The 13,235-nt window shown below is 67.9% G+C and carries 14 protein-coding genes; 8 read left to right on the plus strand and 6 right to left on the minus strand.

Translation table 11 applies throughout. The features are described from left to right. Positions 1–10: 10 nt before the first annotated feature. Together V5F26_RS07000 and V5F26_RS07005 are read right to left on the minus strand one after the other, a co-directional pair. Complete coding sequence (locus V5F26_RS07000; protein ID WP_394947098.1) at positions 11–1,570, minus strand: DHA2 family efflux MFS transporter permease subunit; 1,560 nt, start codon at positions 1,568–1,570, stop codon at positions 11–13. 56 nt (positions 1,571–1,626) lie between these two features. Continuing rightward, positions 1,627–2,805, minus strand: a complete 1,179-nt coding sequence (locus tag V5F26_RS07005) for an HlyD family secretion protein (protein WP_394947003.1) — start codon at positions 2,803–2,805, stop codon at positions 1,627–1,629. Between the two features lie 140 nt (positions 2,806–2,945). Here V5F26_RS07005 and V5F26_RS07010 point away from each other — a divergent pair, with 140 nt between their 5' ends. Beyond that, positions 2,946–3,605 carry a TetR/AcrR family transcriptional regulator gene (locus tag V5F26_RS07010; protein WP_394947005.1) on the plus strand — a complete coding sequence of 220 codons (660 nt, stop codon included), beginning with the start codon at positions 2,946–2,948 and terminating at the stop codon, positions 3,603–3,605. A gap of 46 nt (positions 3,606–3,651) precedes the next feature. Here the strand turns inward: V5F26_RS07010 and msrA are convergent, their stop codons facing one another. Both msrA and V5F26_RS07020 read right to left on the minus strand, forming a co-directional pair. Continuing rightward, positions 3,652–4,308, minus strand: a complete 657-nt coding sequence (msrA, locus tag V5F26_RS07015) for a peptide-methionine (S)-S-oxide reductase MsrA (RefSeq protein WP_394947006.1) — start codon at positions 4,306–4,308, stop codon at positions 3,652–3,654. Between the two features lie 130 nt (positions 4,309–4,438). Further along, positions 4,439–4,753: a hypothetical protein gene (locus V5F26_RS07020; protein WP_394947007.1), complete on the minus strand. Its 315-nt coding sequence runs from the start codon at positions 4,751–4,753 to the stop codon at positions 4,439–4,441. Between the two features lie 205 nt (positions 4,754–4,958). On the opposite strand from V5F26_RS07020, the gene V5F26_RS07025 reads away from it, so the two are divergent. The 4 genes from V5F26_RS07025 (at position 4,959) to V5F26_RS07040 (ending at position 7,889) form a co-directional block, all read left to right on the plus strand. Next, a complete protein-coding gene (locus tag V5F26_RS07025; protein ID WP_394947008.1) occupies positions 4,959–5,468 on the plus strand; it encodes a GNAT family N-acetyltransferase in 510 nt (169 codons plus the stop codon). 51 nt (positions 5,469–5,519) lie between these two features. Beyond that, positions 5,520–6,053 (plus strand): inorganic diphosphatase, encoded by a 534-nt coding sequence (ppa, locus tag V5F26_RS07030; protein ID WP_234051652.1) that lies wholly within the window; start codon positions 5,520–5,522, stop codon positions 6,051–6,053. Between the two features lie 211 nt (positions 6,054–6,264). Beyond that, on the plus strand, positions 6,265–7,074 hold the full coding sequence (locus V5F26_RS07035) for an SDR family NAD(P)-dependent oxidoreductase (protein ID WP_394947009.1): 810 nt from the start codon (positions 6,265–6,267) through the stop codon (positions 7,072–7,074). A 227-nt stretch (positions 7,075–7,301) separates the two neighbouring features. Next, the gene (locus V5F26_RS07040; RefSeq protein ID WP_234051650.1) at positions 7,302–7,889 is read left to right on the plus strand and encodes a MarR family winged helix-turn-helix transcriptional regulator; all 588 of its coding nucleotides are present in this window, start codon (positions 7,302–7,304) and stop codon (positions 7,887–7,889) included. Between the two features lie 33 nt (positions 7,890–7,922). On the opposite strand, the gene fae is transcribed toward V5F26_RS07040, so the two are convergent. Both fae and V5F26_RS07050 read right to left on the minus strand, forming a co-directional pair. Beyond that, positions 7,923–8,432 (minus strand): formaldehyde-activating enzyme, encoded by a 510-nt coding sequence (fae, locus tag V5F26_RS07045; RefSeq protein ID WP_234051649.1) that lies wholly within the window; start codon positions 8,430–8,432, stop codon positions 7,923–7,925. Positions 8,433–8,533: 101 nt separating this feature from the next. After that, a complete protein-coding gene (locus V5F26_RS07050; protein ID WP_394947011.1) occupies positions 8,534–9,775 on the minus strand; it encodes a glycoside hydrolase family 2 TIM barrel-domain containing protein in 1,242 nt (413 codons plus the stop codon). Positions 9,776–10,098: 323 nt separating this feature from the next. Between V5F26_RS07050 and V5F26_RS07055 the strand changes: the two genes are divergently transcribed. The 3 genes from V5F26_RS07055 (at position 10,099) to V5F26_RS07065 (ending at position 13,182) form a co-directional block, all read left to right on the plus strand. Continuing rightward, positions 10,099–11,022: a metallophosphoesterase family protein gene (locus V5F26_RS07055; protein WP_394947012.1), complete on the plus strand. Its 924-nt coding sequence runs from the start codon at positions 10,099–10,101 to the stop codon at positions 11,020–11,022. A 114-nt stretch (positions 11,023–11,136) separates the two neighbouring features. Further along, positions 11,137–11,727 carry a Spy/CpxP family protein refolding chaperone gene (locus V5F26_RS07060; protein ID WP_234051646.1) on the plus strand — a complete coding sequence of 197 codons (591 nt, stop codon included), beginning with the start codon at positions 11,137–11,139 and terminating at the stop codon, positions 11,725–11,727. Between the two features lie 201 nt (positions 11,728–11,928). Further along, positions 11,929–13,182 carry an MFS transporter gene (locus V5F26_RS07065; protein WP_394947013.1) on the plus strand — a complete coding sequence of 418 codons (1,254 nt, stop codon included), beginning with the start codon at positions 11,929–11,931 and terminating at the stop codon, positions 13,180–13,182. Positions 13,183–13,235 lie beyond the last annotated feature (53 nt).

Below are 13,235 nucleotides of genomic sequence, written 5' to 3' on the forward strand. Positions count from 1 at the left end.
CCGGCTCCGCTCAATGGCCGCCGCCCCCGCCGCCGCCGGGCTTGGGGCGGCGCATCAGCGGCGCGGCCAGGATCAGCGCCAGGAACAGCACCGTCAGCAAGGCGAACACGTCGGCGAAGGCCATTACCAGCGCCTGCTGGCGCACGATCAGCGCCAATTGCTTCAGCGCCGCATCGGCCGCATTGGAGCCGAGGCCGGAGAAGGTGGCGGTGAGCCCGTCCAGGCGCTCGATGGCGGTGGCGCTGCCCCATTGCACGCTCTCGTGCAGGCGCGCCAGATGCAGATCCCAGCGGTGGTTCATCACCGTGTTGATGAGGGCGAGACCCACCGCGCCGCCAAGATTGCGGGTGAGGTTGAACAGGCCCGAGGCATTCTTGAGCTGGTCCGGCGGCAGGGTGCCCAGCGAGATGTTGTTGATGGGGATCATGGCCAGCATCAGGGAGGTGCCGCGCAGGATCTGCGGGATCAGCAGCTCCCAGAAGTCCCAGTCCTTGGTGATGAAGGTGATCCACCAGGTGCCGAGCGCAAACCCCGCGAACGCCACGCCCATCATCACGCGCGGGTCGAGCTTGGTCATCAGCCGCCCGGCAATGGGCGCGGTGAGGAACATGGCGATGCCGGTGACGAACATGGTCTCGCCGATCTGCAGCGCCGAATAGCCCCGCACCCGGCTGAGGAAGATGGGATAGAGATAGGTCAGCCCATAAAGCCCGATGCCCAGCACGAAGCTGAAGGCCGAGCCGATGGCGAAGTTGCGGTTCACGAACGCCTTGATGTCCACCACCGGATGGGACGCCATCAGCACCCGCGCGAAGAAGGCTACCGACGACACCGCGCACACGATGGCGAAGAGAAGGATGGCGTTGTCCTCGAACCAGTCATTGGTGGGCCCTTCCTCCAGCACATATTCCAGGCTGCCGAGGAAGCCGGCCATGAACAGCAGGCCCCACCAGTCGAACCGGTCCAAGAGGGCGAAGTCCGGCTCGTCGAAATCCACCAGCGTGATGGTGGCGATGATGACGAAGATGCCCGGCACCACGTTCACCAAAAACAGCCAGTGCCAGGAGAACAGGTCGGTGAGATAGCCGCCGACCGTGGGGCCGATGGTGGGGGCGAGCGTCGCCACCAGGCCGATGAGGGGGGCGACGATGGGCTGCTTCTCGCGTGGGAAGACCGAATAGGCCGCCGCGAACACGGTGGGGATCATGCCGCCGCCCAGAAAGCCCTGGAGCGCGCGATAGATGATCATCTGCTCGATGGAGGTCGCCGTCGCGCACATGAAGCTCATGATGGTGAAGCCGGCGGCGGAGGCGGCGAACAGCCAGCGGGTGGACAGCGCCCGCGACAGGAAGCCCGACAGCGGGATCATCACCACCTCGGCAATGAGGTAGCTGGTCTGCACCCAGGAGATCTCGTCCGACGAGGCGGCAAGCCCCGCCTGGATCTCCGCCAAAGAGGCCGAGACGATCTGGATGTCCAGGATCGCCATGAACATGCCGAACACCATGGAGATGAAGGCGAACATGCGCCTTGCCTCCATGCCGTGAGCAGGGGCGGCTGTGGTGGCCATGGACATGGGTCAGCCTCCGGCCTTGGGCGCGGCTCGGGTCCTCACCGCCCCGGGCCTCAATGGGTGTCCGAGCGGGTGTCCACCACGGCGGTCACGGACATGCCCGGCCGCAGCCGGTGGCCTTCCAAAGTGTGGGCATCAAGGGCGATGCGCACGGGAATGCGCTGCACGATCTTGGTGAAGTTGCCGGTGGCATTCTCCGGCGGCAGCAGGGAGAACACCGCGCCGGAGGCCGGCGACACGCTCTCCACGGTGCCGGTCAGGTCGCGGTCCGGATAGGCGTCCACATAGATCTGCACCTTCTGGCCCGGATGCAGGCGGCCGAGCTGGGTTTCCTTGAAATTGGCATCCACATAGACGGCGTCGAGGGGCACGATGGCGGCGAGCCGCGTGCCGGGCTGCACCAACTGGCCCACCTGCACGGCGCGATTGCCCACCACCCCGTCAATGGGGGCGCGCACCACCGTGAAGTCGAGGTTGCGCTGGGCCTGGTCGCGGGCGGTGCGATATTCGGCCAGCACCCGCTCGGCCTCGATGCGCTGCGCCTTCAGCACCGCCAGGGAAGCCTCGGCGGAGGCCACGGACGCCGTGGCGGAGAGCTCGTTGGCATTGGCCTTGTCGCGGTCGGCGCGGGCATTGTCGAGCACCGAGCGGCTGGCAAAATTGGAGCTGGCGAGCTTGTCCTGCCGTTCAAATTCCAGCTCGGCGCGCTGCTTGTCCGCCTCGGTGGCGGCAAGCTGGGCCTTGGCCTGGGCGACGGCGGCCTCCGCCGCCTTGCGCTGCTCGTCGAAGCGGGCGAGGGCGGCTTCCTGGGTGGCGATCTTGTCCGCCGCGGCCTGTACGGCCAGCACATAGTCGCCGTCATCGATGCGGGCGATCACGTCGCCGGCCTTGACGCGCTGGTTGGTGGAAACGTCCACGCTCTTCACATAGCCGGCCACCTTGGCGGCCAGGATGGAGGTGTCGGCGCTCACATAGGCGTCGTCGGTGGAGACCTCGAACCGGCCCACCTGCCACCATTGCACCCCATACCAGCCGCCCGCCGCCAACAGGAGGGCCAGCACGCCCCCCAGAACGAGGCGCTTACGGCTGGGCTTGGCGGGGCCGGCCGCCACCGGGGCCTCGGCCGCCGGGGCGGGGGTATCGGCCGGGCGGGTCTTGAGAACGGTGACGCCGGGCGGCGGCGGGGAGCCCGTTTCGTGCTCGGCTGCTTCAAACTTGGTGGCCTGGGACACGGAGCCTCTCCACACTGGAACGCTTGACCAGACAGTTCAGTCCTGGCGGCTTCTCAATTAGACTGAACCAAACCGTTCAGTCAATTTCTTTGACAGTCGGCCGCGCTGCCCCTAAGCAAAGTGAGGGCAGGAAGGTGGACATGAGGCAATCGAGTACGAGTGAGTTCCAGGCCTCGCGCATGGCGGCCTGCACCGAGCCCGAGACCGGCAAGCGCCGCACCATCATCGATGGCGCCCGCCGCGTATTCTTCGACAAGGGTTTCGACGGCGCCAGCATGGACGAGATCGCCCGCACCAGCGGCGTCTCCAAGGCGACGATCTATTCCTATTTCGCCGGCAAGGTCGAGCTGTTCCAGGCCCTGGTGGAGGTGGACCGGCGCAAGTCGGCGGAACGCCTGTTCGAATACGGCCCGGCCGACAGCGATGCGGAAAGCCTTCTGAAGCGCATCGGCGAGAGCTTCATGTCGATGATGGTGTCACCGGAGCACATCCGCCTTCTGCGCATGGTGATCGGCGCCGCCGAGCAGTTTCCCGCCATCGGCCAGACCTTTTTCGAGGCTGGCCCCTGCCAGGGGGGCCAGCGGCTCGCGGCTCTGATCGCCCGGCAGGTGGAACTCGGCCACCTGAAGGTGGACGACTGCGAGATGGCGGCCTTCCAGTTCTTCAATCTGTGCCAGGGCAAGCTGGCGAAGGGCCTGCTGTTCGGCACCAGCCAAGCTCCTTCGCCCGACGAGCTGAAGGCGACCGTGGACGGCGCGGTGCGCGTTTTCCTCGCGGCCTACGGCACAGCGCCACGCTGAGCGGAAGCGGCCTTCGGAAAGAGGCGGCCGCTTCCGCAAGCCCCTGTTATTGCGCCGCGATCCCGGTGCCGATGGGGCAGGACACGCCGGTGCCGCCCAGCCCGCAATAGCCGTTGGGGTTCTTCGCCAGATATTGCTGGTGGTAATCCTCGGCGAAGTAGAACGGGCCCAGCGGCGCGATTTCGGTGGTGATGGGGCCGAAGCCCCGGGGCTTGAGCACCGCCTCATAGGCCGCCTTGGCCGCCTGTGCCGCGGCCATCTGCTCCTCGCCCGACACATAGATCCCGGACCGGTACTGGGTGCCCACGTCATTGCCCTGGCGCATGCCCTGGGTTGGGTCATGGGCCTCGAAGAACAGCTTGAGCAGGGTCTCGAAGGTGACCACGGCCGGGTCATAGACCACCAGCACCGCCTCGGTGTGGCCGGTGAGCCCGGAGCAGACCTCCTCATAGGTGGGGTTGGGCGTCAGGCCCGCTACATAGCCCACGGCGGTCACCCACACGCCGGGCTGCTGCCAGAACTTGCGCTCCGCGCCCCAGAAGCAGCCCAGCGCGAACACGGCGCTTTGAAGCCCTTCGGGGTCGGGCCCCTTCAGCGGGTGGCCCGAGACGAAATGGGTGGTGGCGGTGGGCAGGGGTGCCGGCCGCCCCGGCAGCGCCTCGGCGGCGGTGGGCAGGTTGAGTGGCTTCCTCATGAAGAGCATGGCGAGGCTCCCGCGTGCGCCGGACCCGTCCGGCTCCGCCGGCGCGTGGGTGCGGCGCTGTTGCTGTGTGGGCCCAATATGGGGTCTCGCCGCCGCCGGCGGGAGGCCCTTCGCCAGTTGGCCGCGCGTTTCAGCTCGCCTGGAAGCGGGAGCGCTCCCGCGCCCGCCCTAGGCCGAGCAGGACGAGGCCGACCACCACCAGCATGACCGAGGCCGGCAGCCCCAGCAGCGGTTCCACCAGCTTCGGCCAGAGCCAGGGCGCGGCGGCGGTGGCGCTGGCCTGCGCTTCATCGAGCTTTTCCGGGGCGATCACGCCCCAGGCGTCGCCCACGGAGGTGAACAGGACCTGCGAGGCCGCGATGGACCGCGTGCCGTCGACGATCAGCGCCACGAATCCGCCGGCCATCAGCCAGAAGCCGACGAAGCGGAGAAGAAATCGGAGCATGCGCACGGGGCGGCCAGACCTCGGGGATCACGATGCGGCGAGGCGACCCCGCCGGAACACCTCCGGACGATTCCTTCGGCGGCGCGATGCTAGCGCCCGTCCCACGGCGGGGAAAGGCCGGCCCGCCTGTCATCTGAAAATGACGTTACCGTGCCCGGTTCCGAAATGTCTTGAAGGACGGGTGAAGGTTTGCTTCCATTCATCCATGAGCACGCTCGTCATCGAAATCCGAAGAGCGAAACCCGCCGATGCCATGGACATTTCGGCGGTTCACGACGCGGCTTGGCGCGCCACCTATCGCGGGCTCATCCCCGGCCTGGAGCTGGAACGCATGGTGGAGCGGCGCGGCCCCGCCTGGTGGGAAGCCGCCATCGCCCGCGGCAGCCGTCTCAACGTGCTGAAGGTGGGCAACGAACTCGCCGGCTACGTGAATTACGGCGGCAACCGCGCCAAGGCGCTGCCCTATGGCGGCGAGATCTACGAGATCTACCTGCATCCCCAGTTCCAGGGCCTGGGCTTCGGCCAGCGCCTGTTCGCCTCCGCGCGCAGCGATCTGGCGATGGCGCGCCTGGGTGGTCTGGTGGTGTGGGCGCTGGCGGAAAACGAAGCCGCTGTGGGTTTCTATACGGCGCTGGGAGGGCAACCGGTCGCATCGTCCAATGAACGGTTCGGCACGAAAACGCTGGACAAGATCGCCTTCGCTTGGCAGCGGTAGCGCCCGCGCGGAGTCATTCCCGCGCGACCCCAAGCTGGAAGCGAGACTGACATGCGCATCGAAGCCATTCCAACTGGCAAGAAAGCCCCGGAGGAAGTCAACGTCATCATCGAAGTGCCGATCGGTGGCGAGCCGATCAAGTACGAGATGGACAAGGAGTCCGGCGCCCTGTTCGTGGACCGCTTCCTCTATACCTCCATGCGCTATCCGGGGAATTACGGCTTCATCCCCCACACCCTTTCCGGCGATGGCGACCCGGCCGACGTGCTCGTGTGCAACACGCGCGCCCTGGTGCCCGGCTCCGTGATCGCGGTGCGCCCGGTCGGCGTGCTGGTGATGGAGGACGAGAGCGGCCAGGACGAGAAGATCGTCGCCGTGCCCGTCTCCAAGCTCACCAAGCGCTATGACAAGGTGGCCGAATACACCGATCTGCCCGAGATCACGCTGAAGCAGATCGAGCACTTCTTCGAGCACTACAAGGACCTCGAGCCCAACAAGTGGGTGAAAGTTCTGCGCTGGGGCGACAAGGCGGAAGCCCACAAGCTGATCGTCGAGGCCATGGAGCGCGGCCAGGCCAAGGCCTGAGGATCGCCTTTTTCAATGCGGGTGCTCCCCCGAGGATTTCCCCGGGGGAGGCCCCTTGCGGCCAGCGTGCCCGGATCGCGCGGCCTGATTGCTCGGCCTTCATGGCGCCCTTTTCGAGCGGTGGCGACGCGCCCGGCTTGATATCCACCCATTGACAGCGACGCGGAAAGGACCCATCCGCCTCTCTAAGCAAAGGTGAGGGAGGAAAGACATGTCCATTTTAAAAAGCGAGCGCTCGATTGGAAATGTCGCGCCCGTGGTGGTGGTGACCGGTGGCGCCAGCGGCATCGGTGCCGCCTGTGTGCGCCATTTCGCCCAGGCGGGGGCCCGTGTCGCGGTGCTCGACCGCAGCCTGGAGCCGGCCGAGCAGCTCGCCGCCGAGGTGAGCGGCCGGGCATACGCGGCCGATGTCGGCGACGCGGAGGGCCTTGCCGCCTGCGCCGCGACCATTGAGGCCGACTTCGGCCCGGTGGCGGTGCTGGTGAACAGCGCCGGGGTGCTTCAGCCGCCGGAGCGGCCCCACGACCTGCCTTTGTCCCGCTGGGACGACGTGATCCGCATCGACCAGCGCGGCACTTATGTGGCCTGCCTGGCCTTCGCGCGGGCCATGCTGACCCGGCGCGGCGGCAGCATCGTCAACATCGCCTCCATCACCGGCCTGCGGTCGGTTCCCCTCCACGCCTACGGCCCTGCGAAGGCCGCCGTGATCGCCATGACCGAGTGCCTGGCGGCCGAGTGGGGCCCTCAAGGGGTGCGGGTGAACGCGGTTTCGCCCGGCTACACGCTCACGCCCGCTCTGCGGCAGGCCATCGCGCGCGGCGAGCGGGACGTGTCGGCCCTGGAGGCGAACGCGGCGATGCAGCGCCTGGTGGAGCCGGACGAAGTGGCCCGGGCGGTTGCCTTCCTGGCGGGGGAGGCGGCCTCGGCCATTACCGGGGTGAACCTGCCGGTGGATTGCGGGTGGCTGGTGGCCACGCCGTGGAACACGTATGGCGGCCTGCGTCCCGCCGGCACCGAATGAGCTTTGCGTAACCCGGCTGCGCGCGCCGCATTTTTTCGGCGGGCTATTTCCCGGCCCCGCCCGCGCGCAGCCATTACCCGAAGGTTGGGCGGCCCTGACCGTCTGGCGGATGCTCACTCGACCGGACCGGTGATATCATATAGCTATCGCAAATAGCTAATACCGGGGATGGAAGCGCGCCGCATCCGCTGCGGGGCGGCGCGCAGTTGCCGGAGGAGTGCCGTGTCATGTCGTTGAAGCCAGCCAAGGGTCGCAAGCCTCTGCCGCTCACGGTCTCGCGGCCGGCCCTCCTGGTGGACAGGTCCGATGTCACCTTTCGCGACCTGTTGCACGACATGCTGGCGTTCGCCGCGGTCATCGAGGAAGTGCGGGACCGGCTGGGGGGGCTGATCGGCCTGTCCGGCACGCAATACACGATCCTGACCTCCATCGCCCGGCTCAGCGACCGCATGACCAATCTGGGCGTGAACCAGGTGGCGGAGCATCTGCATCTGTCCGGCGCCTTCATCACCCTGGAGGTGAACAAGCTGGTCACGGCGGGCCTCGTCACCAAGACCGTGAACCCGGAGGACCGCCGCCGGGTGGTGCTGGCGGTGACGGCGGAGGCGGAACGGCGCCTCACCGAGCTGGTCAAGGTTCAGGTGCCCGCCAACGACTCGCTGTTCGAGCCCTTGTCGGCGCAGGAGTTCAAGGCGCTGCGCGGCATTATCGCCAAGCTGGCCTCCCCCGGCGACCGGGCGGTGCAGCTCATCAAGTTCCTGGCCCCAACCGGCAAGCTGGACGAAGTGCCGGCGGACGTGCGCGCGCCGGTGTAATCGCGCGCCGGCCGGCAGCCGCTGGCGGCGGGATCAGCGGGCGGCGAGCGGGTGCTGGGCGCTGTGCGCGCGGGCGATGGCGTCTGCCGGCCGGGGCGAGCCGGTCACGGCGCGGTGGATGGCCTGCCGGGTCGCCTCATAGTTGAAGTCCTGGATGCGGGCGTCGTCCTCGGCGTCCCAGTGGATGAACACCCCCACGCAGATAAAGATGTCGTCCGCTTCCTCGATGGGGATGATGCCTTCGGCCACGCTGTCGGTGACCGCCTTGGCCACCGCATATTGGGCGGGGCCGAACATCTGCACCGCCTGGCGGGCGTCCTTGATGGTCACCTTGTTGAACAGCACCGTGTTCGGCTTGGCGAGCAGGTTCGGCTCCACCACGGCGAGCAGGGTGGTGAAGCCGTCCTTGTTGTTGGTGAGGGCGCTGACGAACGCATATTCGGCGGACGAGCCGCGCGGGCCCATGATGAGGTCGATATGCGCCACCTCGTTGCCGTCGCCCACCAGGGCCTCGCCCACCAGCAGCCTGTCAATCTTGGCCATCAAAAGCTCTCCGCAAGAAAATCACCAATGAAAATGGCTTCCGCAATCGCGCCCTCCCGCTGATGCCCGGCAATGGGGAGCATGGGGCGCGGGGGCCGGGGTCACCGCACCAGGATCGGGACGTTGCCGGTGGCGGCGGCGCCTCGGCCGTCGCGCACGGTAACGAACACGCGGTAGGCGCCTGGCTGGAGCGGGCCGATGCGGACCATGTTCGGCCCCGCCTCGTGCACGGCTTCCGGAAAGCTGGGCGGAACTGGCTCGGGATCGCCGCCGAGGCTGGGTGCTGTGCTTTCGGCCATCACCTGCCATTCCACCTTCAGCGGGTCGCCATCGGGATCGGTGGCGTTGACGCGGAGCTGGGTCATGCCGTTGCGCTTCAGCAGCACCGGGCCATCGAGCTGGAGCGAGAGGATGCGCGGGGCGTGGTTGTCGCCGCCGGGGGGAGTGCCGTCCCACTGGTCCGCCATCACCTCCACCGTCTCGCTCCAGTCGCCGTTGGGCAGCAGCAGCGAATACCAGGTGGGCGTCACCTCCTGCTTCTGGCCCCAGAGGAAGACGATTGTGCCCACGCCCGAATGGCTGGCCATGGACAGGTAGCGGCGCATGAGGTCCGCCTTGGTGGACGAGGTGGGTTCGATGCGGGCGCCCCAGGGGGTCTTGGGGGCCTCCCAGTGGCCGACCGGGCCCATTTCCGTCAACACCACGGGGCCGGCCCAGCCCTGGGCGCGGGCGCGGGTTTCCGCCGTCAGCAGGCCGTCGCCATAGCCATTGATGCCGAGTACGTCGATGGAGGGGGCCAGCTCCTTCAGCTGGCGGGCCTTGTCGGTGCCCACCTCCGCCAGCACCGCGAGGGTGGGGTGGCTCGGATCGAGGGTCTTGACCATGCGCGCGGCCTCCTCGATGGCCGGCCACACGGTGGCCTGCACCTCCGCCGGCGGAAGCTCCACCTCCACCTCGTTGCCGATGCCCCACATGAGCAGGGCCGGGTGGTTCCGGTATCTTTCCACCATATGGCGCAGGTTCTCGAGCTGCGCATCGACTGCCTGACGGTTGCGGTAATCAAAGCCGAGGCGGGGCTGCCCCATCCAGAAGCCGACGATCACCTTCAGCCCGGCCCGCTGCGCCGCATCGAGGATCTCGCCGGGCTCCTGGCCATAGGTGCGTACCACATTGGCCCCCAGCGCCTTCAGCTCGGCCAGGCGGGTTTCGCCCGCGGCGCCGTTGGGAATGAAGGGGCGCCCGTCCACCAGAATTTCATTGCCACGCACGGAGACATGGGCGGCTTCCGCGCGCAGGGGCAGCAGGGCAAGGGCGATGAAGGTGATGAAGCGGAATGCGCGCACGTCGTGACAAGGCTCCTGACCGGTCCCCCCGGGCGGGGCATCGAGGCATAGCGCGGCTTGCCGCGCCGCACCAGGATTGTTGCCCCCGATGCGGGAGGCAAATGAATTCTCAGTCCCGCCCGCGCCGGCACCGAGGTTGCGCGGCCCACGGGATGCTCTAAAGGAGGGGCGCGAGGGTGGCGGGCCTTCCTCGCGCGCGTGCGTTTTCGAGTAAGGTGGGGCCCGGTTCACCTGAAGAAAACGCGTCAACTCAATAGGCTGGAGCGTTCCCGGATCGTGTGGAGCGGGGATGCTCAGGAAAGCTCGAGAGGCTCGCCGCCGTCATGTTCGTGCTCGCCCATTTGTCCGATCCCCATCTTGGCCCGATTCCAGAGGCGCAGCTGTCCGAGCTGCTGGGCAAGCGCTTCTTCGGCATGATGAATTGGATCGGCGCCCGGCGGCGCAATTTCGGCGCCTCGACCCTCGGCCCGCTGATGGACGACCTGCAGGAGCAGAAGCCGGACCACATCTGCGTCACCGGCGACCTGGTGAATGTGAGCCTGCCGGCCGAGTTCGATACGGGCGCCGCCTTCCTCACCTCCCTCGGCGCGCCCGAAACGGTGAGCGTGGTGCCCGGCAATCACGATGCCTATGTGCGCTCCGCCATGCACTACCACCTGGAGCATTGGGCGCCCTTCCTGCGCGGCGATGAAAGCCACCCCCATACGCCGGTGGACGTGGACGCCTTTCCCTATGTGCGGCGGCGCGGGCCCGTGGCGGTGGTGGGCGTTTCCACCGCCGTGCCGACGGCGGTCTTCCTTGCCAGCGGCGAGGTGGGCAAGGCCCAGCTGGGCCGCCTGCGGGCGCTGCTCGCGGCGCTGGGGACGGAGGGGCTGTTCCGCGTCGTGATGATCCATCACCCGCCGGTGGGCCACCGGCCGTTTCACCGCGATCTCAAGGATGCGGCGGCCCTGCGCGCGGTGCTGGCCCAATCCGGGGCGGAGCTGGTGCTGCACGGGCACGACCATCGCGCGGCTCTCGGCCAGGTGGAAACCGGGGAGGGGGGCTCCATTCCCGTGGTGGGCGTGCCTTCCGCTTCCGCCGGGCCGAACGACGACCGTGGCGCGGGAGCCTATGCGCTCTATCGCGTTTCCGGCAGCCCGGGCATGTGGCGCTGCGAGATGGAGCGGCGAGGCTACGATCCGGTGGACGGCGCGGTGGCTACCCGCAAGACGCAGGTCCTGTGGCCGCGTCCCGCCGCTGCGTGAGGGGCCGGTCAAGGCGCTATTCAAACCCAGTCGCGGGAAGGATAATTACCGAACTTTAAGTTGAGGTGCGGGGTCGGTGGGGCCATGGTGCGGCCATCCTTTAAGGAGGATCTGATGAAGAGAGCCGTTATCGCCGCCGCCACCGCCGCGCTTCTCGCCGGCTCGGCGATCGCCCATGCCGCCGGTCCCGCCGATGCGGCTGCGCCCCAGAGCACCCAGCAGGCTGCGCCCCAGACGGCTGCACCTCCGGCTGCCGCGCCGGCGAACCCGCAGGCCACGGCCGCAAAGCGGGCTGCGGTGTTCGACGCCCGCATTGCTGATCTCAAGGGCGCGCTGAAGCTGACGGCCGATCAGGAAAAGCTGTGGCCCGCGTTTGAAACCACGCTGCGCAATGTGGCCCAGGAGCGCGCCGCGCGGATGGATGCCCTGCACGCTGCGCGCCAGGCCGCCCGCCAGTCTGGTCAGCGTCCCGCCCGTCCCGACATGGTGACCCGGATGCGCGCCGCCTCTGACCGCATGGCCACCGCTTCCGGCGAGCTGCGCCAGGTGGCGGATACGCTGGATCCGCTCTACAAGACCTTCGACCCCGCCCAGAAGAAGGTTTTCGAGCAGGCTGCCCGCAAGGATCTGCGCAGCTTCTTCGGCACGCCTCACCCCCGCCGCGGGGATGGCCCGCGCCGTGGTGAGGGCCCGCGCGGGGGCTGACCGATGGGCTCGCAGGGGCGGAGCGGGTCTCTCCGCGTCGCCTCGAAGCGGGCTGCGATCCGGTACGGACGGTCCCATGAGGCTTCCATTCGGAAGTCTCATGGGTTTCTTTTCTATTATTGATTTTTCACAGCCCTCGGGCGGGCATTAACATGACCTCGAATCGCGGCGGACGGTCTTGCCGCGCGGAAAGAACGGGTCATGTCCGCCTCACCTGCCTCATCCTCTCCGGTCTCGGCTCCCGGGCGTCATTTGCCGGCGCTGCTCATCATCGTCGCCGGCTGCGTCATCGCCATGGTCACGTTCGGGCCGCGCTCGGTGTTCGGCCTGTTCCTGGTGCCCATGTCGCGGGAATTCGGCTGGGGGCGCGACGTGTTCGGGCTGGCGGTGGCCATCCAGAATCTCCTGTGGGGCCTGGGCTCGCCCTTCGCCGGCGCCATCGCCGACCGGTTCGGCACCGTGCGGGTGCTGTGGGCGGGCGCGCTCATCTATGGCGCCGGCCTCGTGCTGATGGCCTATTCCAGCACGCCCGGCGCCCTGCAGCTCACCGCCGGTGTGCTGGTGGGGTTCGGCCTTTCCGCCGCCTCGTTCAATCTGGTGTTGGCGGCGTTCGGCAAGCTGTTGCCGGACCGGCTGAAGTCGCTGGGCTTCGGTGCCGCCACGGCAGCAGGCTCGTTTGGCCAGTTCCTGTTTCCACCCCTCACCACCGGGCTCATCCAGGCGGTAGGCTGGCAGGAGACTCTGATCGTTTTCGGCATCTCGCTGCTGCTGGTGATGCCCTTCTCGCTGGCCCTCGCCACCCGGGGCGCCGCGCGCCCGGCCGGCCCGGCGGCGGTGCATCAGCAGAGCGTGGGCGCCGCCTTGTCCGAGGCGTTCCGCCATCCGAGCTATGTGATGCTGGTGCTGGGCTTCTTCACCTGCGGCTTCCAGCTGGCCTTCGTCACCGTGCACATGCCGGCCTTCCTGGTGGATCGCGGCATGAGCCTTTCGGTGGGCGCGGTGACGCTGGCACTGATCGGCCTGTTCAACATGGCCGGCTCCATCGGCGCCGGCTATCTCACCGGGCGCGTGTCGCGCAAGTGGCTGCTGGCCTGGATCTATGCGGGGCGCGGCGTGGCCATCGCAGCCTTCATCATGCTGCCGGTGACGCCGCTGAGCTGTTACCTGTTCGGGGCGGTGCTGGGGCTGCTCTGGCTGTCCACGGTGCCGCCCACATCTAGCCTCGTCATGCTCATGTTCGGCACCCGCTACATGGCCATGCTCTACGGCTTCGCCTTCTTCTCGCACCAGGTGGGCGGCTTCATCGGCGTCTATCTGGGCGGAGAGATCTATGAGGCGGTCGGCTCCTATGACCTGGTGTGGTGGCTCGCCGTCGCGCTCTCCTTCGCTTCCGCCGCCATCAACCTGCCGATCCGCGAGGAACCGGTGAAGCGGCCGGTGGTGGTGAGTGTGTGAACGCAGGGTTAAAATCGCGCGTCCCGGCGGGCACAGTGCCGGGAAAAATGGCT

Source organism: Xanthobacter variabilis, assembly GCF_043831965.2.
Classification (GTDB): Bacteria; Pseudomonadota; Alphaproteobacteria; order Rhizobiales; family Xanthobacteraceae; genus Xanthobacter.